Raw genomic sequence first — 20,007 nt, forward strand, 5'->3', positions numbered from 1 at the left:
GCTGGCAACTACCGCATTCAGAGGACTGAATGCAGAAGTCGACCCGGGGCTGATCCCAGGGTCGGGACCGGTGATCTTCCCGATGTCCGCGGCCGGACGCGCTCCCTACGTTCGGTGCCATGAAACGAACAACGCGCCGCATCGGCGTACTCGCCACCGTGCTCGCCCTCCCCGCCGTCCTCCTCGCACCCTCCGCGTCGGCGGCCCCCGTCCGGTTGAGCCTCCCCGCGCCGACCGGGCCGTTCGCGGTCGGCAGCACCGACCTCCACCTGATCGACCACTCCCGCCAGGATCCGTGGGTTCCCGGCACCACAAGGGAATTGATGGTCACCGTCCGGTACCCGGCACTGCCGAGCGGGAAGCCGAAAGCGCCGTACATGGCGCCAGGTGTCGCGAAGGTGGTGGCCGAAGGCGACGCCGTCAAACTGGGCATGCCGTCAGACCGGCTCGATTACCGCTTCCCCACCCACTCCCGGGTCGGCGCGCCCGCGGTCGGCGGCAAGCGGCCTGTCGTGCTGTATTCGCCCGGGGGCACGTTGTCGCGTTCGCACGGCACCACCCACCAGGAACAGCTCGCGAGCGAGGGCTACGTCGTGGTGGCCATCGACCACACCCACGAAGCGGAAGCGGTGGAGTTCCCCGGCGGCCGCGTCGAAAAGAGGGCCTTGCCGCCGTCGAGCATCGAGGTGTCGCGACGCGTGATCGAGACCCGCGTGCGGGACACGCGTTTCGTCCTCGACTCGCTCGGCCTGACCCGAGTGGGCATGTTCGGCCACTCCGCAGGCGGGTTCACCGCGGGCGAGACCATGGTGAGCGACCGGCGCATCGTCGCCGGGGCGAACCTCGACGGCAGCATGGCCCACTCGCAGTCTCAGCGGATCTTCGGCCGTGTCGCCGACGAAGGGCTGGACCGGCCGTTCCTGCTGATGAGCGCCGGCGACCACAGCGCGGCGTCGGACGCGTCCTGGCAGGAGTTCCAGCGCAATCAGCGCGGCTGGACCGGGGAAACGCGGCTGCCGGACGGTGAGCACTTCAGCTTCACCGACTATCAGACCCTGCTGCCGCAACTGGGGAACGCCCCGGCGGCGTTCGTCGGCACCATCGACCCGGCGCGAAGCGTCGCCGTCCAGCGCGCCCGGCTCTCGGCGTTCTTCGCCGAGCACCTGCGTCACCGGAGCAGCGACGCGACCAAGGTGTCCTTGAGCCAGGCTTCGTAGTCGTCGTGACTCCACCCGGCCTCGGCGACGAGGCTGGTGTGGACGTCGGCGCTCATCAGGGCCACGGCGATGTCCGTGGCCCTCGGCGCCAGGGTGCGGCCGCTCTTCCGGACGCGGTCCATGACCATCTCGACACCCAGCCGGTTGCGCCGCGCGCCCTCCGCCTTGGTCGCGGCGATGTCCGGATCGACGGCCGCACCGGAGCTCAGCATCGCGACGATGTCCCCGCAGCGTTCCCGGACCTGGCGGGCGACCGTGGCCAGCAGGCCGAGCAGCGCGACCGGATCGTCGGTCCGCTGCGCCTCGGCGACGACGTCGGGAATCCCGGCCTCGTCGTCGAGGAGGTCGACGAGACCGCCGAGGACACCGGCCTTCGACCCGAAATGCGCGTAGATGGTCTGCGGGGCGACTCCCGCTTCCTGGGCGATGAGGCGGATCGGCGTCCGCGCGTACCCACGCTCGGCGAACAGGCCGCGAGCCGCCGTCAAGATCGTGCGCAGCGTCAGCGCCTCACGCCGATCGCGCAACCGAACGATGCCGGGAAGGTCCGCCGACATGTATGCTCCTCGAAAGTTGGAACGTTGTTCTAACTAATGGATCGTTGTTACAGGAGGATAGCGATGACCACCGAGGAGATCATCACCGCGCTGGAACGCGCCTGGAACGCGGGCGACGGCGAGGCGTGGGCGGCGAACTTCGCCGAGGACGCGGACTTCGTCGACGTCGTCGGCCGGATCCAGCGCGGCCGCGCGACGATCGCGCGCGAGAGCCAGAACATCTTCGACACCATCTACCGGGGAAGCACGCTGCGGATCCGTCAGGTGTCGAGCCGCCCGCTCGGCGGCGGGTTCGACCTCGTGCACACCGCGACCGTGCTGACCATCCCCGCCGGTCCCCTCGCCGGGGAGAAGCAGGCGGTGCAGACGAAACTCGTCCGTGACGGGCTGATCGTCTCGTTCCATAACACGATCCGGGGCGATATCGCGACGTTCACCCATCACGACGAGGACCTCGCAGCCCGCTCGCCCCAAGAGTGGGAGCTCAAGCAGGGGCGTTGATCGGCCGCAGCCGTCGCGGCCCGGTGTCGGGACGGGACGGTGGCGGGCCGAGCACGATCCGGGCGTTGGCCACGAAAGCGCCGTCCGGCGAGGCCAGGATCGGGTCGAGTGTCATCGACCGGACCTCGGGGTTGTCCTCGGCGAGCGCCGCGACGCGCAGCACGATGTCCTGGAGCGCGGCCAGATCCGCCGGTTCGTCGCCGCGGTAGCCGGTGAGCAGCGGCGACGTCCGCGGTTCGCGCAGCAGGGTGGCGGCGTCGACGTCGGTCAGCGGGACGGCCCGGTAGGCCCGGTCACCCAGCAGCGTGCTGACCAGACCGGAGAGCCCGAACGACACGAGCGTGCCGAACGACGGGTCGTCCTGCAGCCCGATCACGCAGGACAGGCCCTTGGGCGCCATCCGCTGGACGTAGACGTCGTCGTCGCCGGAGATCTCCCGCAGGTCGAGGTACGCCCGGCGTACTCCGTCCACAGAGGACAGATCGAGCCGCACCCCGGCGAGGTCCGGCCTGCCGCGCAGCCGTTCGTCGACGGCCTTGAGCGTGACCGGGAAGCCCAGCTCCCCGGCCGCTTTCACCGCTTCGTCCGCGGACGTCACGACCCGGAACGGGACGACGTCGATGCCGTAGCAGCCCAGGAGCCGGACCACGTCGTCGTCGGAGAGCAGCGTCGTCTTGCCGCCCTCGGCCGCCAGCAGTTCGCCGACGATCACCTGCGCCTGCTCGGCGTGCAGGCCGGCGGGACGCACCAGGTTCCCCTGCGGCCGCTGCCGCCAGGCGGCGTAGCGCACGACCCGCGCGAGCGCGTTCACCGCGCGTTCCGGGCTCGGGTAGGACGGGACCGAACCCCGCGTCGGCACGCCGTCCTCCGACAGCACGGCCAGTTCGTCCGGCACACCCTCGACGGCGAGGAAGGTCGACACGATCGGCTTGTTCTTGTCCATCTCGACGACGGCTTCGCGCAGCGCGCGAGCGTAGGCGGTGCCGGGGATCGCCAGGGGCGGCACGAAGACCACGACGAGCGCGTCGGTCTCCGGGGAGTTGAGCGCCTCGCGCACGGCGGCGGCGAATTCCTCCGGACTCGCCTGCGGCCCGACGTCGACCGGATCGGCGGTCAGCCGGAGACCGTGGGCCCGCGCGGTGTCGGCGGCGAGCAGCCCGATGGCGCTGGAGTTGCCCACGATGGCGATCCGCGGGCCGGCGGGCAGCGGCTGGTGGGCGAAGACCAGCGCGGTGTCGAAGAGTTGCGCGAGGGTGTCGACGCGGACGACGCCCGCCTGCTCGAACAGGGCCTGGACGCTGGATTCGTCGACCTCCGCCGAGGTCGCGGCGAGCTGCGGGCGGACGGCGTGCCTGCCGGATTTCACCGCCACCACCGGCTTCGTCCGCGCCAGCCGCCGCGCGAGACGCGCGAACTTGCGCGGGTTGCCGAACGATTCCAGGTACAGCAGGACAAGGTCGGTCGCGGGATCGGTCTCCCAGTACTGGAGCAGGTCGTTGCCCGAGACGTCGGCCCGGTTCCCCGCCGAGACGAACGTCGAAAGCCCGAGGCCGCGTGCTTCGGCGTCGGCCAGGATCGCGGTGCCCAGCGCGCCGGATTGGCAGAAGAACCCGGTGCGCCCGCGCGCGGGCAGCCGGGGCGCGAGGGTGGCGTTGAGCCGGACCGAGGCGTCGGTGTTGAGCACGCCCAGTGCGTTCGGGCCGACGACGCGCATGCCGTGGGCCCTGGCCTCCCCGACCAGCCTCAGTTCGGCGTGCAGCCCGTGCGGCCCGGCCTCGGCGAACCCGCCGGAGACGATCAGGAGGGTCTTGACCCCCTTGGCCAGCGCACCGTCCAAAACGGACTCGACGGCCTCGGCGGGGACGGCGACCAGCGCGAGGTCGACGTCTTCCGGGATGTCCACGACGGACGGATAGGCACGGACACCGCGGACGGATTTGTGCTCCGGGTTGACCGGGTAGACCGTGCCGGCGAAGTCTGCGCTGAGCAGGTTGGTCAGGGCGACGTACCCGATCTTCGTCGGATCGGTGGACGCGCCGATCACCGCGACCGACTTCGGATGCAGCAGGTTGTGCACGCTGCGGGCCTCGGCGGCCTGCTCCCGGGAACGGGCGACCGCGAGCGACTCCTCGGTCGGGTCGATGTCGAACTCCAGGTGCAGCACGCCTTCTTCGATCTCGCGGCTGACCTGGTAGCCCGCGTCACGGAACACCCGGACCATGCCCGCGTTCTCGGCGAGCACCTCGGCGACGAAGCGGCGCAGCCCGGATTCCGAGGCGGCCGCGGCCAGATGCTCCAGCAGGATCGACCCGAGCCCGCGGCCCTGGTGGGCGTCGTCGACGACGAACGCGACCTCGGCCGACGGTCCCTGTTCGAGCCGTTCGTACCGGCCGACCGCGACGATGTCGTCGCCCAGCAACGCGACGAACGCGACCCGGTCGTGGTGGTCGACGACGGAGAACCGTTCGAGGTCGCGCTGCGGGATCCGCGGATAGGCGCCGAAATACCGGAAGTACCGGGTGCGTTCGGACAGCCGGCCATGGAAGGCGACCAGCCCGTCGGCGTCGCTCGGGATCACCGGGCGCAGGTGCACCGTGCCGCCGTCGGAGAGCAGGACGTCGGCCTCCCACTCACGCGGGTAGTCGTAGGGGTCGCGCTTGGTGTCCTCACTGGCCATGTTCAGTCCCTCGGATCGTCCGGATCGAGGCCGTGCAGGGGGAAGATCGCGCGGCGGGTGTCGCGGATGGCGATGTCGACCGGCTCGTCCTCTCCGTCCCCCCAGGGGACGAAGGCGGTGTCGCGGTCGTCGGACATGCCGGGCGGGATCTGGGCCTTCGGCGCCGCCCTGGTGATCGACGCGACCCAGTTCGGCGGCAGCGACGTCGCCGGGTCGACGTCGCGGTCGAGCACGGTGGCGAGCAGATGGGTCCAGGACCGCGGCACCACCCGGATCAGCTGGTAGCCACCGCCGCCCACGGCCAGCCAGCGGCCGCCGGTGTGCGTCTCGGCCAGTTCGCGCAGCCGCCGGTAGATCGCGCGATGGCCGTCCACCGACAGCGAGAGGTCCGCCAGCGGGTCTTCCTCGTGCGAGTCGACGCCGCATTGGGTGACGAGGATCTGCGGCCGGAACTGCTCCAGCAGCGACGGCACCACCGCCTCGAACGCCCGCAGCCAGCCACCGTCACGGGTGCCGGGCGGCAGCGGCAGATTGACCGAGGTGCCCTCGGCCCCGCCCTTGCCGATCTCCGCCGAGTAGCCCGTGCCCGGCCACAGCGTGAACGGGTGCTGGTGCAGCGAAACGGTCAGCACCCGCGGGTCGTCGTAGAACGCCGTCTGCACGCCGTCGCCGTGATGGACGTCAGTGTCGACGTACGCGACGCGCTCGAAGCCGTGGTCCAGCAACCACGAGATCGCCACCGAGCAGTCGTTGTAGACACAGAAACCCGACGCCTTGCCCGGCATCGCGTGGTGCAGCCCGCCGGCGATGTTCACCGCCCTGGTCGCCTCGCCCTCGGCGATCTTCCGCGCGGCCAGCAGCGTCGACCCGACGACCAGCGCGGAAGCCTCGTGCATCCCGGTGAACACCGGGTTGTCTTCGGTACCGAGCCCGTGCGCGAAGTCGGCACCGGTCATCGGCGCCTGCCGGACGGCCTCGATGTACTCGCCGAGGTGCACGCGGCGCAACTCGTCCTCGCCCGCCGGGCCGGGGATCAGCAGTTCGACCCCGTCGAGCACGCCGAGTTCGGTGGCGAGCCGGATGGTCAGTTCGAGCCGCACCGGATTGAACGGATGCTCGCCGCCGAGGTCGTAACCCAGCAGCGAGGAGTCCCATACGACGGCCGGTGCTCGCATGGTCCGAACTCTAGTGCCCGGACGCGGCTCGTGCGCCGTTCCGCGGGTCAGCCGGGCAGATCCCCCGTGGCCACCGGGCGCTCCGGATCGCGGGACCAGTGCGACCACGACCCCGCGTACAGCGCGGCGGGCTCGGGATGACCGGCGACCTCCAGCGCGAGCACGACGGACGAGGCGGTGACGCCCGATCCACAGTAGACACCGACCGGTGTCTCCGGGGCCACGCCGAGCCCCTCGAAGCGCTCGGCCAGCTCCGAGGCGTCGCGCCAGCGGCCGTCCTCCCCGACGTGCCCGGAGAAGGGCGCGTTGACCGCGCCGGGGATATGCCCGGCGCGCGGGTCGATCGGCTCGGTCTCCCCCGCGTACCTCGGCCGTGCCCGCGCGTCGAAGAGCAGCCCGTCCCTGGCGAGCGTGGCGGCCCCGGCCGCGTCGAGCACCGGCATGCCGCCGGGCTCGACGACGATGTCGCCCTCCTCGGGTGACGGGACCTCGTCGGTGAGCGGGCGCTCTTCCCCGGCCCAGGCGGCGAACCCGCCGTCCAGCACGGCGACCTCGGTGTGCCCGGCCCAGCGCAGCAGCCACCACGCCCGGGCCGCGACCGAACCGTCGGAGTCGTCGTAGACCACCACCGGGTGACCGGCACGGACCCCGGCCGCCCGCAGATGCCGCTGCAGCGTCTCCGGTTCGGGCAGCGGGTGACGGCCGCCCTCACCCGGCTCCCCGGCGAGCGCCGTGTCGAGATCGACGTACACCGCACCCGGGAGATGCGCCTCACGGTAGGAATCGGCGCCGGGCGGCCCGGCGAGCCGCCAGCGGACGTCGAGGACTACTGAGCGTGCCGATTCCGGCCCGGAGAGCTGCTCGGCGAGTTCGCTGGTGGTGATCATGGGGCGCATGGGCCCATCTTCCCGTGACGCACGGCTCCATGCCCAGCTTGGGGGACTTTTCCCGCCTCGGTGCTTGTTCTCCCCACGCCTGCGTCGCTGTCGGTGCCAGCGACTACGATGAGCAACGCGGACGAAGGGGACAGCGTGAACGATCTCATCGACACCACAGAGATGTACTTGCGTACCATCTACGAGCTCGAAGAAGAAGGTGTCGTCCCGCTGCGGGCCCGGATCGCGGAGCGGCTGCAGCAGAGCGGCCCGACCGTGAGCCAGACCGTCGCCAGGATGGAGCGCGACGGACTGGTCGTGGTCGCGGACGACAGGCACCTGCAGCTGACCGAGCACGGTCGCGAACTCGCCATCGCGGTCATGCGCAAGCACCGGCTGGCCGAGCGCCTCCTGGTCGATGTCATCGGCCTGGAATGGGAGCACGTCCACAACGAGGCCTGCCGCTGGGAACACGTGATGAGCGAGGCCGTCGAGCGCAAGCTGGTCAAGCTGCTCGACCACCCCACCACGTCGCCCTACGGCAACCCGATCCCGGGGCTGGACAAGCTCGGCGACGGTGATCCCGCCCCGCCCGCCGAGGCCGACCTCGTGCGGCTCGACGAGTTCGCCCGCATGGGTGGCGGCGAGGTCGAGATCCGCCGCATCGCCGAGCACGTGCAGCTGGACGAGACGCTGATGACGGAGCTCAAGTCGGTCGGCATCGTGCCCGGCAGCCGGGTCAAGGTCGGCAAGACGGCGCCCGGCGGGACCATCGAGGTCACCGGCGGGAGCAGCACCGCGCAGGTGCCCGTCTCGGCGTTGCACGCCGTGCTGGCGCAGGCCAGGTGAGCGCCGCGTCCGACGCCGCGGAGACCTTCCGGGCCCTCCACGGCCGGGCTCCGGCCGGCGTCTGGTCCGCGCCGGGCCGGGTGAACCTGATCGGTGAGCACACCGACTACAACGACGGTTTCGTGCTGCCGTTCGCCCTCCCGCACCGGCTCGCCGCCGCGGCGACGCCGCGCGAGGACGGTGTGCTGACCGTGGCCACCCTCGGCTCGGACGGCCGGGTGCAGGAATCCGGCCCGCTCGCCATCGCGGATCTGCGGCCCGGCTCGGTCGAGGGGTGGGCCGCGTACCCGGCCGGGGTCGCGTGGGTCCTGCGGGACCAGGGCCTCGGCGGCGGCGCGGACGTGGTGATCGCGGGGGACGTGCCCTCGGGGGCGGGCCTGTCCTCCTCCCACGCGCTCGAATGCGCAGTCGCGCTCGCCCTCCTGGGGCTGGCGGGGATCACCCCGGGGACCGGCGCGGGTGCGCCGACCCTGCACGAGGTGGCCCGCTGGGTGCAGCGTTCGGAGAACGACTTCGTCGGGGCGCCGACCGGCCTGCTCGACCAGACCGCTTCCCTGTGCTGCACGGAATCGAACGTGCTGTTCCTCGACGTCCGCTCCGGCGAGATGGAGCAGGTGCCGTTCCCGCTGGAGGAATCCGGCGTCCGGATCCTGATCATGGACAGCCGCACGAAGCATTCGCACGCCGAGGGCGGCTACGGCGAACGCCGCAGAGGCTGTGAACGCGCCGCGGAGCTGCTCGAAGTGAAGGCGCTGAGGGACATCGGTGCCGACGGGCTGGACACCGCGCTCGCCAAGCTGCCGGACGAGCTCGTGCCGCTGGTGCGCCACGTGGTGACGGAGAACCAGCGCGTCCTCGACACCGTGGACCTGTTGCGCGCGGGCCGGATCACCGAGATCGGCCCTCAGCTGGACGCCTCGCACGTGAGCATGCGCGACGACTACCGGATCTCCACCCGCGAGCTCGACCTCGCCGTCGATTCGGCCCGCGAGGCCGGGGCGCTCGGCGCGCGGATGACCGGCGGCGGCTTCGGCGGATCGGCGATCGCGCTGGTCCGGGAGTCCGATGTGGACACCGTGGGCCGAGCGGTGAAGGCCGCGTACGAAGCGGCGGATCTGCGCCACCCCAGGCTGTTCACCGCCGTGCCCTCGCGTGGCGCGGGCCGCGACGGGCTTTAGCCGCCGCACCACCCCCGGGCGCGCACCGTGCCCGGGGGCGAGGACACTGGGCCGCGACCGCATCCGCAGCAGAAAGGCGCGAACGTGACCGACGAACCGACCAAGACCCTGAAGCTGATGGTGACGGGCGGAGCCGGTTATGTGGGCAGTGTCTGCGCGGCCCGCCTCATCGAGGCCGGGCACGACGTCACCGTGGTCGACGACCTCTCCACCGGGCACGCCGACGCGGTGCACCCGGACGCGACCTTCGTCGAGGGCGACGCCGCCGAGGTCGCCGGGCGCCTGCTCGGCGACGGCTTCGACGGTGTCCTCCCCTTCGCCGCCAAGTCGCTGGTCGGCGAATCGATGACGGATCCGGCGAAGTACTGGGAAGGCAACGTCCTGACCTCGCTGCGCCTCCTCGAAGCGATGCGCGACCACGGCACGAAGCGGCTGGTGTTCTCCTCCACCGCGGCCACCTACGGCGAACCCGAGTCCTCCCCCATCCCGGAGACGGCGCCGACCCAGCCGACCAACACCTACGGCGCGACGAAGCTGGCCATCGACCACGCGATCACGTCGTTCTCGCGTGCCCACGGCATCGCCGCCGTCAGCCTGCGCTACTTCAACGTCGCGGGCGCCTACGGCTCCTTCGGCGAGCGGCACACCACTGAAACCCACCTGATCCCCCTCGTGCTCCAGGTCGCCACCGGGGACCGCGAGCGGATCCAGATCTTCGGTGACGACTACCCGACTTCGGACGGCACCGCCATCCGCGACTACATCCACGTGGTCGACCTCGCCGACGCGCACCTGCTGGCCCTGCGGCACGCGGCCGACGGCGAACACCGCATCTACAACCTCGGCAGCGGCACCGGTTTCTCGGTGCTCGAGGTGATCGAGGCGTGCCGCCGCACCACCGGTCACGAGATCCCCGCCGCGGTCGCGCCGCGCCGCGCGGGCGACCCGTCGGTGCTCGTGGCCTCCAGCGAGCGGGCCGGTGACGAACTCGGCTGGAAGCCCGAGCGCACCGACCTCGACGGCATCGTGGCCGACGCGTGGGCGTTCACCCGGTCCCGCCAGAACGTCTGAGTGCCTGTTGGTGAACCCGCGTCCGCTATCGACGTCGGCAGGGCGCGACCTGGTCATCCACGTCACGGATGCGTGCAAGGCGCCCTGCCCCCGCGATCGCGGGGCCTTCGGCCGGGCGGGTTCACGCGTCTGGCGACTTTCCGGACGAAACCTCAGCTCCGCCATCAGGCTCTGAGCCGGATCTCCGGTGGTCCTTCGGCCTGCTGCCGCAGGATCACCTCGATCAGGTCGTCCGGCGGCACCATCGCGTTGAGGGCCGTGCCCAGCAGCTTCGCCAGCCCGTGCCCGGGGTCGGCCTCGCCGGCCCTGGCCAAGGCCATCCCGGCGGTCGCCAGGTCGCCTCGGACATAGGCGGCGTGCGCCTTCAGGACGAGCGCCTCGGCCGCTTCGGGCGCCGGGAGCTCCCGGGCCAGGGTGAGCCAGAGGTCCTCCGCCACGCGGGCGAGCGCCGAATCCGCGGGGACTGCGGTGAGCAGGCAGGCGCCGCGGACCTCGACCAGGGAAAGCGCCCAGGCCAGCCGGACGGCCTGGTCGTCGGTGATCGCCCGGTCGCCACTGTCGGCACGGGTGAGGGCGGCGTTCACCTCGGCGACTCCGGCCGGGACGGGATCCGCCCCTCGCCACGGCGGATCGGCCATCCTGGTGAGGAGATCGGCCCGTCTGGCGAGGGTCTCCGGCTCGACGGGGTCGAACAGCCGCTCGACCTCGTCCCGGCTCGCGTGGGTGACGTGCCCGGCACCGGTGACGACCGCGGCGGCCACCGAGTCCCGCGGATCCGGCAGCAGACCGCCACAGGTTCTTTCCCGATAGCAGCCCCAACGCACGTCGGCGGCGATCCGGGGCGCCCACACCGAATGCGTCACCGAGATCTCGTACTCGGCCAGCGCGGCTTCCAGGCGCCGCACGAACCGGCGGCGCGGGGGCCGTCCCGCCTTGTTCGCGGTGCCGCCGCCGATCACCGCGAGGGTGGCACCGGTGTGGCCGGACACGGCGAGCCTGATCGCCAGGTCACGCGCCTGGTCTTGTTCCAGGCCGGGCGGCGGCAGGTCCACGCGCATGACGAGGCCTTGTTTCATTCGTCCCGGGCCGCGCAGGCCGAAGACGACGACGGAATCCTCGGGGTGGAATCCGAGGAGGTACGGGATCGCGGCGAGCAGGTCCGCCGGATCCGTCAGATCGACCTTGGTCCTGCCGGTCGGGGTGGAAGTGGTCATGCCCCCACCCTGCGGCGGGAATGGGGCCGCTGGGTGGGGGCAGGACAGATCTGTGGACAGCCGGGACCGTTGTGGACAACCGCCGCGGGACCGGTCGCGGGACGCCGATCCTGTCGGTGGAACGTTCTACAGTGCCCGGCCCCGCGGGATCAGCCGCAGTGTTCGAACGGGCTCTCGTAGGCGTTCGACCCGACCGAACCGCCCCACTTGACGCAGGTCGCGGCGGCCGTCTTCTTCACCGGTCCGGCGTAGTAGGTAAAGCTTCCGGAATCGGTCACGCGAGCCGAGCCCTGCACTTCGAGGAACGCCGAAACCGGCGAAGCGGTGCCGAGCGAAACGGCCTTCAGCGTGGTGACGCAGTTGGCCTTGGTCGAGGAGTTGTACAGCAGGTACGCGGTCCCCGAACCGTTCGCGAGCCCCTGGGAGTCGACGACGGAGAAGCCGCTGCCGCACACCTCGGTGGCCTCGTAGGGGTTGCCGCTGCACGAGTTCTTGCTGGTGAAGTTCGTGTGGCCGTAGTACGGCACCGCGACCCCGTTCAGCACCGCCTTCTGCGCCACTCCGTTGAGCCGCTCTTCGAAGTGCAGGTGGGGGCCGGTGACGCCACCGGTCGCGCCGGCCGTGCCGATCTGCTTGCCGAGGCTGACGGCCTGGCCGACCGAGACGGACTGCGTCGAAAGGTGGGCGTACCGGGTACGCCAGCCGCCGCCGTGGTCGATCTCGACCCAGCGCCCGTAGCTCGTGCTTCCTTCGTTGGCGACCCGCGTGACGGTGCCGCCCGCCGACGCGAGCACCGCCATCCCGGTGATCCCCGACTTCTGGAAGTCGACCGAGTTCGCCGGGCTGTGCCCGCTGAACGTCGCCGCCGTGACCGTGACGCCGCATTTGAAGGGGACCTGGAAGTTCGGGGCGGCCGACGCCTGCGTCGTACCGGCGAGGGTCAGGCCGAGCGCGGGGAGAACGGCGGCCGCGGCGAGCACTGCGAAACGGCGCAACCTGGACATGGAGACCTCCATCAGGTGGGGAAGCCGGACAGGACGGAGCAAAGCCGGGGGAAATACATTTTCCGTACAAGCCCGAGGTCGGGTCGGCGTTTTCCATCCGAAACGCCGGATGCCACGTCCCGAGGGGGACGTGGCATCCGGGAGGCGCGGCCTCGCTCAGCCGAAGGCGGCACGCAGCGCGGGCTTGCCGCCCGCCACCGGCAGCACCAGCGAAGTGCGGTTCAGCTCGACCGAGACACCGGCGCCCGGCTTCGGGCGGAGCGTGTAGTCGTGGTCGCTGGAAACCACCAGGAACTCGATCTTGTGCCCGGCCGCGAGCAGGTAGTCCTTCGCGACCAGTTCCACCTCGACCTTGTAGTTCTCCCCGGGGGTGATCGGGTCGGTGCGGGCGGGGTCGCGCCGGTTCTGCGGATCGGTCCAGCCCCGGGTGATCACCTTCGCCGTCCCGTCCGGGGCGCGGTCGAGGAGCACGGCGGTCACGTTCGCGGCCGGCTTGTCGAAGGACAGCGATAGATCGGTCTTCACCGTTCCGGAAAGCCGCACGGGCTGCTTCGCCGCGGTGGTCGAGTACAGCAAGCGGTTGCCCGACGACGCGGCGGCCGCCAGCTGTTCGATCGTCTTGCCCGCGTCGTCCGCCAGCGTCTCGACGGCGGCCTTGCCCGGGACGGGGTTACGCGTGTCGAGCTTGCCCTTCGAAGAACCGCCGGGCCACGGGTAGAGCTTGACGTCCTGGGTGCCGGGCAGCGGCCACTCCGGCTCGTCCACCCACGACTTGTCCTCGCGCTGGATGGTGGCCTTCGGCTCGCGCTCGATGCCGTTGTCGATGCCGTAGAGGTAGTGCGACATCCACTTGTTCAGCGTGGCGAGCCAGACGTCGCGGCGGAGGCTGTACGGGTCGGCGTGCCCGGCCTGGTGCAGCCAGATCTTGTGCTCGACCCCGCGCGCCTTGAGCATTTCGTACCAGCGGGTGCCCTGGTCGGTCTTGACGTTCCAGTCGCCGAGGCCGTGCACCACGAGCACCGAGGCCCGCACCTTGTTCACGTCGTTGCGGTAGTTCCGCACGTCCCAGAAGCGGCTGTAATCGCCGGTCACCCGGTCCTGGTCCACCCCGATCCGGTCGATCAGCGGGCGGCAGACGGCGCGGTCCTGGCGCGTGTAGACGTAGTCCGCGAGCACGTCCGCGTCCTCGCCCTGGAATCCGCCGGCCGCGACGACGGCACCGTCGTTGCGGTAGTAGTCGTACCAGCTGGAGATCGCCGCGATCGGGACGATCGTCTCCAGCCCTTCGACTCCGGTGCTGGCCACCGCGTTGGGCAGCGTGCCGTTGTAGGAGACGCCGGTCATGCCGGTTTTGCCGGTGCTCCAGTCCGCGACCGCGGCCTTGCCCGCCGCGTCGCGCGCCGTCGCCCGGCCGTTCAGCCAGTCCACAATGGACTTCGCGCCGATGGTCTCGTTGACGTCGCCGGTGCTCGGGCAGCCGGTGGACTGACCGCTGCCGAGCGATTCCCCGTACACCACGGCGAACCCGCGGGCGGTGAAGTAGTCCTGGTAACGCCAGCTGATCGGTGCCGCGTTGGGGCCGACGGTCTTCGTCGCGATCCGCGGACCCGCCGGGGCGCGCTTCGCGCCGGGCACGTACAGCTCCACGTCGACGTTGTGGTTCGCGACGTCGTTGCCGCCCGCGTAGTACGGGCTGGCCTGGTAGACGACCGGGACCTTCATGCCCTGCTGCGTCGCGCGGGGCCGCACGACCTCCGCGTGCACGAGGTCGTCCTTGCCGTCGTGGTCGCTGTCGACCGGCGCGGTGACCCAGACGTTCTCCCGGATGACGTCCGCCGGGTCGAACACCGGCTGGGCTTGGCCGTCCTTGAAGACCGGCGCCGGCGGCGCGTCGGCTTGGGCGGGCAACGCCGTCGCCGGAAGGACCAGGACGGCGGTGAACAGGGCGGCGAGCCTGGCGACTCTCACAAGACCCCCAAAAGGCTGGTGGGCAAGACGAAGCTGAGGCTTCCGGCCACCCGAACGGGTGTCAAGAGACTAACGTCGGAGGCATGCCGAGCACCCTGGAAGCACCGATCGTCGCCGTCACCGTCTACCCGCACCACGCCCGGATCACGAGGCGGGCTTCGGCGGCCCTCGACGGGGAAACGCGTTTCGCCTTCGCGGGCCTGCCGTGGAACCTGGACACGGATTCGGTCCGCGTCACCGGTTCCGGTCCGGCGGTCATCGCCGGGGTCGACGTCGCCGTCGAGCGCCATCCCGCGCCGGCGGACGCTTCACTGCGCGCGCTGACCGAACAGCGCAAGGCCGATCAAGCGGTGGTCGACGAGGTCGCGGACGCGGTCTCCGCCGAGACGGCGAAGGTCGACCTGCTGACCGGCCTGGCGACGCGCAGCGGCAAGAGTTTCGCGAAGGCGCTCGCGGCGGGCACTGCGGAGCCGCCCCGCGTCGCCGAGGTCACCGACGCGCTCGGCGCGCAACTGGCCGAGGCGCTGGGCAAGCGCCGCGAACTCGGCATCCGCCTCGCCCGGCTCCGTGACGACCTCAAGGCGCTGGACCGCGAGATCGAGGCGAAACGAGGGGCGTCCGAAGTGGACAGCGCGACGGTCACGGTCGAGCTTGAGCCCGGGGAGGACGGCGCGGAGATCGGCCTCGAACTGTCCTATGTGGTCGCGAACGCGAGCTGGGAACCCGGCTACGACGTGCGTGTCCGCGGCGAGGACGTCTCGCTGACCTGGTACGGGCGGATCACCCAGCACACCGGCGAGGACTGGCCGGAATGCGAACTGGCCCTCTCGACCGCGCGGCCGGCGAACACCGTCGAGGTACCGGAACTCGAACCCTGGTTCCTCGACCGCGTGCGTCCGGTCCAGCCGCTGATGGCCCGCGCGGCGTACGGCAGCGCGGCACCCGCGGGTGGCGGGATGCCGGAGTCGGTGGGCATGCCCGCGCCCGCCGGCCCCCCGATGGCCGCGCGGACGGCGTCCGTCGAACAGGGCACCACCGCGGTCACCTACCGGCCGGGCCGCCCGGTGGCGGTGCCGTCGGGAGCGCAGGGCCACCGCACGACGCTCGCGCAACTGGAACTGACGGCGAAACTGGGCTACGTCACCGCTCCGGCGGTGTCCCCGGAGGCGTTCCTGCGGGCGACCGTGGTCAACACTTCGGAGCACACGCTGCGGCCGGGGAAGGCGTCGGTGTTCCACGAGACGGAGTTCGTCGGCACCACGCGGCTGGACGTCTGGGCGCCGGGTGAGGAACTCGAACTCGCCCTCGGCGTGGACGACCGGATCCGGATCGAGCGCGAGCTCACGCACCGCACGGCGAGCAAGGCGACGCTGTCCGGCGTGCGCAAGCGGGAAGCCGCGTACACCACGACGATCGTCAACCACAGCCCGCGCGAAGCCGTCGTGACCGTGCTGGACCAGGCGCCGGTCTCCCGGGACGACGCGATCACCGTCCGGGACGTGCGCACCACGCCGGAGCCGGTGGAGCGGACCGAGCTGGGCGAGTTCACCTGGCGGCTGACGCTCGCTTCGGGCGCGAAGGGCGTTGTGACGCTCGGGTACCGGGTGGACGTCGCGAAGGGGGTCGAGCTGTCGGGGTGGCGCGAGTAGCCGCCTCCGGATGCAATGAACGGTCCGTTCCTTGCAAAATTTGCAAGGAACGGACCGTTCATAGCGCTCGCAGGAGGCCGGTCAGCCTTGGGAGATGTACGCCTCCAGCTGTTCCTGACTCTTCTCCAGCTGTTCCATCCGGGTCTTCACGACGTCGCCGATGCTCACGATCCCCGCGAGCCTCCCGTCCACCACCACCGGGACGTGCCGGATGCGGCGTTCGGTCATCAGGACCGACAGCTGGTCCACCGAGTCCTCGGGGGTGCAGCTCGCGACCATCTTCGTCATGATCGCGGACACCGATCCGTCGAGCAGCTGGGGTCCGCGCTCGTTGAGCCGCCGCACCACGTCCCGTTCGGAGACGATCCCGACGATCCCGCCCTCGGGGTCGACCACCACCAAGGCGCCGACGTTGTGCTCCGCCAGTCTCTCGAGCAGTTCGGTTACGTTCGTCTCCGGCGAGACGGTCGCGACGGCCGCCCCCTTGTTCCGCAACAGATCGGAAATCCGCATACGCGCTCCTCCCGGATGGGTGACCTGAGTCACTCCAGGTTATGGCCTCACCGCCGAGCGCGAAAGTCCGGAGAGTCCGGTTCGAGACCGAGCCGTTCGGCGAGCGCGCCGTACGCCTCGATGATCCCGAGGCCGTAGGGGTCGTCGCCGAGCGCGCCGAGCGTCCCCCGGCCGAGCTCCCAATGCTTCTTCGCGGACTCGTGATCGCCGAGTTTGCGGTAGTCCTCGGCGAGGTTCAGGTGCAGCGAGGGGTAGAACCCGCGCACGGCGAGCGTCGCGTGGTACTCCTTCGCGCGTTCGTCGGTGAGGGAATCGGCCGCGGCGAGCGCGCGGAGATCCCAGGCGAGTTCGTCGGCCGGATCGTCCTGGACGTCGGCCATGTAGTGCGCGAGCGCGCACCGGTGCAGCGGGTCGCCGTCCTCGCCGATCCGTGCCCACAACGCCGCGAACTTCTCGCGCGCGCCTGCCCGGTCGCCGGAGATGTGCAGCTGGAGGCCGGTGTTGATCTCGGCCATCACCTCGTCGGTCATTTGACGTCCGAGGCGGGCGCCGCCCAGGTGTTGCACGCCGACGTCGTCTTCCCGGAGTACCCGGCCTTCGCCCATTTCAGCTGGTTGCGACGGCTGCCGTGGGTGTCGCTGTCGTCGGCGCGGCCGTAGTCGTCGAGGGCCGCGTTCGCCAGCGACTTGCTGATCGAGCCGCGTCCGGCGGCGGCCGCGAGGGCGAGCGCGCCGAAACAGTTCGCCTGCAGTTCGATGCGGCGGACCAGTTCCTTGTCGGCCGGACTGTCCTCACCCGGCGACGACATCTTCTCCGCGGCCGCCGACAGGATCCCGCTGGACCGCTGGACGTGGTGCCCGTACTCGTGGGCCATCGTCGCGAGGTGACGCGACCGTTCGAGGCCCGCGTCGCCCAGCATCCACGCGGTCGGCGCGTAGATCGTCGTGTCGCCGCCGCAGTAGTAGGCGACGGCCTCGTTCTCGCTCGGCGCCTTCCCGCACGCGCTGGTCTCGGGCAGCGTCACCTGCACGGTCGCCGTCAGCGTGGGCTCGTTCGCCTGCTCCAAGGCGGGTTTCCAGGATTCGGCGAGACAGGACACCAAGGTCTTGTAGTACGTCTCCAGTTTCGCGGGCTCGCGGCTGATCGGGGGCAGTCGGCAGGTGACGGCGCCGAGCGAGATCCCCTCCGCCAGCAGCGGGTTCGTCTCCAGTTCCCGCACCTCCTTGGGCGCGGGTTTCGCGTTCCCGGCGGGCACTTTGGCCCCTTCGGAGGCGTACGCGCCGGACACCGGGAGCGCCTGGCCGTCGATCTGCCGCGGCCCGCCCGCCATCGCCATCCCGGTGGTCGTCAGCGCGGCGACGATGAGCAGACCGACGACGGCCGCCCCCGGGTTCCGGCGAGACGGCGAGGGCGCGAACGGTCTGGGTACCTCGTCGGTGCCGGTCATGGTGTCCCCCAAACGTGCGAGCCCACAGCATACGGAATGCCACACCTGGTGGCGCCGGGACGGAGCACCCGGCGAGACTGTGGGCATGAGTGACGAGGACCCGTACCTGTGGTTGGAAGACGTGACCGGCGACGAAGCGCTGGACTGGGTGCGAGCCCGCAACGCCGAGGCACTGGCGGAACTGGCAGGCGGTGAGCGGTTCGCCGGGATCCGCGACGAGGTCCGCGAGGTCCTCGACGCCGACGACCGGATCCCGTACGTCCGCCGCCGCGGCGAATATCTGTACAACTTCTGGCAGGACTCGGCCAACCCTCGCGGCCTGTGGCGCCGCACCACCCTGGAGCAGTACCGGCTCGACACGCCGGAGTGGGAACTGCTGCTCGACGTCGACGCCCTGGCCGAGGCCGACGGCGAGAACTGGGTGTGGCAGGGCGCGGCCGTCCTCCGTCCGGGGTATCACCGCGCCCTGGTCGAGCTGTCGCGCGGGGGCGCCGACGCGACCGTCGTCCGCGAGTACGACCTCGACGAGCGCCGTTTCGTCGACGACGGGTTCTTCGTCCCCGAGGCCAAGACCAGGATCGGCTGGATCGACCAGGACCGCGTGTACATCGGCACCGATTTCGGTCCGGGGACGCTGACCAGTTCCGGCTATCCGAGGCTGGCGAAGGAATGGCGCCGCGGCACGCCGCTCGAAGAGGCGACGGTGGTCTTCGAGGGCAAACCGGACGACGTCTCGGTGTCCGCGCACCACGACCCGACCGAGGGCTGGGAACGCGACTTCGTCTACCGGTCGATCGACTTCTACCGCACGGAAAGGTACGTCCGGACGGCCGCCGGTCTCGACCGCATCGAGGTCCCCGAAGACGCCCAGACGTCCTCGCACCGCGAGTGGCTGCTGATCCGGCTTCGCTCGGACTGGACCGTCGAAGGCACGACGTATCCTTCCGGCACCCTGCTCGCATCCGGCTTCGACGCGTTCATGGCGGGCGAGCGCACCTTCACGACCCTCTTCACCCCGGACGCGCACACGTCGCTGGAGTACTGGGTGTGGACGCACAACCACCTGCTGCTCTCGACGCTTTCCGACGTCCGGACGGAACTGCGCGTGCTCACGCCGTCCGACGGCTGGGCCTCGCGGCCGCTCGCCGGCGCCCCCGAACTGGGCACCGCGCAGATCACCGGCACCGACCCCGACGTCAGCGACGAATACCTGCTCGACTCCAGCGGCTACACCCAGCCGTCGACGCTGAGCTACGGGCACGTCGGCGGTGACGTCGAGGTTCTCAAGCGCGCCCCGTCGTTCTTCGACAGCGAAGGCATGACGGTCTCGCAGTACTTCGCGACGTCCGAAGACGGCACGAAGATCCCGTACTTCGTCGTACGCCCCTCCGGTGCCGAAGGCGGCCCGACGCTGCTGACCGGCTACGGCGGCTTCGAGGTCTCATTGACCCCGGGTTACAGCGGCGTCATCGGCCGCGGCTGGCTCGCGCGGGGCGGCACCTACGTCGTCGCGAACATCCGCGGTGGCGGCGAATACGGGCCGGACTGGCACACGTCGGTGACGAAAGCCAAGCGGTACAAGGTCTACGAGGATTTCTCGGCCGTCGCCGCCGACCTCGTCGAGCGCGGGATCAGCGAGCCGTCCCGGCTCGGGATCCAGGGCGGCAGCAACGGCGGGCTGCTGATGGGCGTCATGCTGACGCGCTACCCGCACCTCTTCGGCGCGATCGTGAGCCAGGTGCCGCTGCTGGACATGAAGCGGTATCACAAGCTCCTCGCGGGCGCGTCGTGGATGGCCGAGTACGGCGACCCCGACGACGCGGCGGAATGGGACTTCATCGGGAAGTACTCGCCGTACCAGAACGTCCACGCGGACCGTGGGTACCCGCCGGTCCTGTTCGTCACCTCCACCCGGGACGACCGGGTGCATCCAGCGCACGCCCGCAAGATGGTCGCGCGGATGGTGGAGCAGGGGCACGACGTGCGGTACCACGAGAACATCGAGGGCGGGCACGGCGCGGCCGCCGACAACGAGCAGCTGGCGTTCAAATGGGCGCTGATGTTCGAGTTCCTGTGGGAGAAGCTCGCCTGACGTGTCATGAAAGGGTCGTT

Annotated in this window: 17 protein-coding genes; 7 read left to right on the plus strand and 10 right to left on the minus strand. The window is 70.8% G+C overall.

What is annotated here, in order from left to right; all coding sequences use genetic code 11:
- Nucleotides 1-119 precede the first annotated feature (119 nt).
- Entirely contained in the window at nucleotides 120-1,217 is a 1,098-nt protein-coding gene (locus DMC61_RS08490) for an alpha/beta hydrolase (protein WP_125688238.1), read from the plus strand.
- On the opposite strand, the gene DMC61_RS08495 is transcribed toward DMC61_RS08490, so the two are convergent.
- Nucleotides 1,169-1,774 carry a TetR/AcrR family transcriptional regulator gene (locus DMC61_RS08495; RefSeq protein WP_125688240.1) on the minus strand — a complete coding sequence of 202 codons (606 nt, stop codon included), beginning with the start codon at nucleotides 1,772-1,774 and terminating at the stop codon, nucleotides 1,169-1,171. The genes DMC61_RS08490 and DMC61_RS08495 overlap by 49 nt on opposite strands.
- 63 nt (nucleotides 1,775-1,837) lie before the next feature.
- On the opposite strand from DMC61_RS08495, the gene DMC61_RS08500 reads away from it, so the two are divergent.
- Complete coding sequence (locus tag DMC61_RS08500; protein WP_125688242.1) at nucleotides 1,838-2,275, plus strand: SgcJ/EcaC family oxidoreductase; 438 nt, start codon at nucleotides 1,838-1,840, stop codon at nucleotides 2,273-2,275.
- Here DMC61_RS08500 and DMC61_RS08505 read toward each other — a convergent pair.
- From DMC61_RS08505 to DMC61_RS08515, 3 genes are read right to left on the minus strand one after another with little or no spacing between them, the layout of a single operon-like run.
- On the minus strand, nucleotides 2,259-4,952 hold the full coding sequence (locus DMC61_RS08505; protein ID WP_125688244.1) for a bifunctional GNAT family N-acetyltransferase/acetate--CoA ligase family protein: 2,694 nt from the start codon (nucleotides 4,950-4,952) through the stop codon (nucleotides 2,259-2,261). The genes DMC61_RS08500 and DMC61_RS08505 overlap by 17 nt on opposite strands.
- 2 nt (nucleotides 4,953-4,954) lie before the next feature.
- Complete coding sequence (locus tag DMC61_RS08510; protein ID WP_125688246.1) at nucleotides 4,955-6,127, minus strand: acetoin utilization protein AcuC; 1,173 nt, start codon at nucleotides 6,125-6,127, stop codon at nucleotides 4,955-4,957.
- A gap of 47 nt (nucleotides 6,128-6,174) precedes the next feature.
- Nucleotides 6,175-7,023: a sulfurtransferase gene (locus tag DMC61_RS08515; RefSeq protein ID WP_125688248.1), complete on the minus strand. Its 849-nt coding sequence runs from the start codon at nucleotides 7,021-7,023 to the stop codon at nucleotides 6,175-6,177.
- A 108-nt stretch (nucleotides 7,024-7,131) separates the two neighbouring features.
- On the opposite strand from DMC61_RS08515, the gene DMC61_RS08520 reads away from it, so the two are divergent.
- The 3 genes from DMC61_RS08520 (at nucleotide 7,132) to galE (ending at nucleotide 10,100) form a co-directional block, all read left to right on the plus strand.
- Complete coding sequence (locus DMC61_RS08520; RefSeq protein WP_016332755.1) at nucleotides 7,132-7,851, plus strand: metal-dependent transcriptional regulator; 720 nt, start codon at nucleotides 7,132-7,134, stop codon at nucleotides 7,849-7,851.
- Nucleotides 7,848-9,029 (plus strand): galactokinase, encoded by a 1,182-nt coding sequence (gene galK / locus DMC61_RS08525; protein ID WP_125688250.1) that lies wholly within the window; start codon nucleotides 7,848-7,850, stop codon nucleotides 9,027-9,029. The genes DMC61_RS08520 and galK overlap by 4 nt, the downstream gene beginning before the upstream one ends.
- A 117-nt stretch (nucleotides 9,030-9,146) precedes the next feature.
- Nucleotides 9,147-10,100 carry a UDP-glucose 4-epimerase GalE gene (galE, locus tag DMC61_RS08530; protein ID WP_125688456.1) on the plus strand — a complete coding sequence of 318 codons (954 nt, stop codon included), beginning with the start codon at nucleotides 9,147-9,149 and terminating at the stop codon, nucleotides 10,098-10,100.
- Nucleotides 10,101-10,264: 164 nt separating this feature from the next.
- Here the strand turns inward: galE and DMC61_RS08535 are convergent, their stop codons facing one another.
- From DMC61_RS08535 to DMC61_RS08545, 3 genes are all read right to left on the minus strand, one after another.
- On the minus strand, nucleotides 10,265-11,314 hold the full coding sequence (locus tag DMC61_RS08535; RefSeq protein ID WP_125688252.1) for a DUF4192 domain-containing protein: 1,050 nt from the start codon (nucleotides 11,312-11,314) through the stop codon (nucleotides 10,265-10,267).
- A 149-nt stretch (nucleotides 11,315-11,463) separates the two neighbouring features.
- The gene (locus DMC61_RS08540) at nucleotides 11,464-12,318 is read right to left on the minus strand and encodes a M23 family metallopeptidase (protein WP_125688254.1); all 855 of its coding nucleotides are present in this window, start codon (nucleotides 12,316-12,318) and stop codon (nucleotides 11,464-11,466) included.
- Nucleotides 12,319-12,474: 156 nt separating this feature from the next.
- Nucleotides 12,475-14,286, minus strand: coding sequence for a Xaa-Pro dipeptidyl-peptidase (locus tag DMC61_RS08545; RefSeq protein WP_125688256.1), 1,812 nt, complete (start codon nucleotides 14,284-14,286; stop codon nucleotides 12,475-12,477).
- Nucleotides 14,287-14,369: 83 nt separating this feature from the next.
- Between DMC61_RS08545 and DMC61_RS08550 the strand changes: the two genes are divergently transcribed.
- Complete coding sequence (locus DMC61_RS08550) at nucleotides 14,370-15,935, plus strand: DUF4139 domain-containing protein (RefSeq protein WP_125688258.1); 1,566 nt, start codon at nucleotides 14,370-14,372, stop codon at nucleotides 15,933-15,935.
- A gap of 81 nt (nucleotides 15,936-16,016) precedes the next feature.
- Here DMC61_RS08550 and DMC61_RS08555 read toward each other — a convergent pair whose 3' ends face one another.
- Genes DMC61_RS08555 through DMC61_RS08565 form a run of 3 tightly spaced genes read right to left on the minus strand, consistent with a single transcriptional unit; the run spans nucleotide 16,017 to nucleotide 17,895 of the window.
- Nucleotides 16,017-16,448: a CBS domain-containing protein gene (locus DMC61_RS08555; protein WP_016332748.1), complete on the minus strand. Its 432-nt coding sequence runs from the start codon at nucleotides 16,446-16,448 to the stop codon at nucleotides 16,017-16,019.
- Nucleotides 16,449-16,495: 47 nt separating this feature from the next.
- Nucleotides 16,496-16,978 carry a hypothetical protein gene (locus DMC61_RS08560; RefSeq protein ID WP_125688260.1) on the minus strand — a complete coding sequence of 161 codons (483 nt, stop codon included), beginning with the start codon at nucleotides 16,976-16,978 and terminating at the stop codon, nucleotides 16,496-16,498.
- Nucleotides 16,975-17,895 carry a neutral zinc metallopeptidase gene (locus DMC61_RS08565; protein ID WP_125688262.1) on the minus strand — a complete coding sequence of 307 codons (921 nt, stop codon included), beginning with the start codon at nucleotides 17,893-17,895 and terminating at the stop codon, nucleotides 16,975-16,977. Before DMC61_RS08565 ends, DMC61_RS08560 begins: the two co-directional genes overlap by 4 nt.
- Before the next feature lie 85 nt (nucleotides 17,896-17,980).
- On the opposite strand from DMC61_RS08565, the gene DMC61_RS08570 reads away from it, so the two are divergent.
- Nucleotides 17,981-19,987, plus strand: coding sequence for a prolyl oligopeptidase family protein (locus DMC61_RS08570; protein WP_125688264.1), 2,007 nt, complete (start codon nucleotides 17,981-17,983; stop codon nucleotides 19,985-19,987).
- The last annotated feature ends 20 nt before the right edge of the window (nucleotides 19,988-20,007 follow it).

This window comes from Amycolatopsis sp. WAC 04169 (genome assembly GCF_003947535.1).
GTDB lineage: Bacteria > Actinomycetota > Actinomycetes > Mycobacteriales > Pseudonocardiaceae > Amycolatopsis > Amycolatopsis keratiniphila.

What these genes read in the sequence shown, in the direction of transcription:
- DMC61_RS08490 (WP_125688238.1), top strand. Translation starts at nt 120, where the DNA reads ATGAAACGAACAACGCGCCGCATCGGCGTACTCGCCACCGTGCTCGCC.
- DMC61_RS08495 (WP_125688240.1), bottom strand. Translation starts at nt 1,774, where the DNA reads ATGTCGGCGGACCTTCCCGGCATCGTTCGGTTGCGCGATCGGCGTGAG.
- DMC61_RS08500 (WP_125688242.1), top strand. Translation starts at nt 1,838, where the DNA reads ATGACCACCGAGGAGATCATCACCGCGCTGGAACGCGCCTGGAACGCG.
- DMC61_RS08505 (WP_125688244.1), bottom strand. Translation starts at nt 4,952, where the DNA reads ATGGCCAGTGAGGACACCAAGCGCGACCCCTACGACTACCCGCGTGAG.
- DMC61_RS08510 (WP_125688246.1), bottom strand. Translation starts at nt 6,127, where the DNA reads ATGCGAGCACCGGCCGTCGTATGGGACTCCTCGCTGCTGGGTTACGAC.
- DMC61_RS08515 (WP_125688248.1), bottom strand. Translation starts at nt 7,023, where the DNA reads ATGCGCCCCATGATCACCACCAGCGAACTCGCCGAGCAGCTCTCCGGG.
- DMC61_RS08520 (WP_016332755.1), top strand. Translation starts at nt 7,132, where the DNA reads ATGAGCAACGCGGACGAAGGGGACAGCGTGAACGATCTCATCGACACC.
- galE (WP_125688456.1), top strand. Translation starts at nt 9,147, where the DNA reads ATGGTGACGGGCGGAGCCGGTTATGTGGGCAGTGTCTGCGCGGCCCGC.
- DMC61_RS08535 (WP_125688252.1), bottom strand. Translation starts at nt 11,314, where the DNA reads ATGACCACTTCCACCCCGACCGGCAGGACCAAGGTCGATCTGACGGAT.
- DMC61_RS08540 (WP_125688254.1), bottom strand. Translation starts at nt 12,318, where the DNA reads ATGTCCAGGTTGCGCCGTTTCGCAGTGCTCGCCGCGGCCGCCGTTCTC.
- DMC61_RS08550 (WP_125688258.1), top strand. Translation starts at nt 14,370, where the DNA reads ATGCCGAGCACCCTGGAAGCACCGATCGTCGCCGTCACCGTCTACCCG.
- DMC61_RS08555 (WP_016332748.1), bottom strand. Translation starts at nt 16,448, where the DNA reads ATGCGGATTTCCGATCTGTTGCGGAACAAGGGGGCGGCCGTCGCGACC.
- DMC61_RS08560 (WP_125688260.1), bottom strand. Translation starts at nt 16,978, where the DNA reads ATGACCGACGAGGTGATGGCCGAGATCAACACCGGCCTCCAGCTGCAC.
- DMC61_RS08565 (WP_125688262.1), bottom strand. Translation starts at nt 17,895, where the DNA reads ATGACCGGCACCGACGAGGTACCCAGACCGTTCGCGCCCTCGCCGTCT.
- DMC61_RS08570 (WP_125688264.1), top strand. Translation starts at nt 17,981, where the DNA reads ATGAGTGACGAGGACCCGTACCTGTGGTTGGAAGACGTGACCGGCGAC.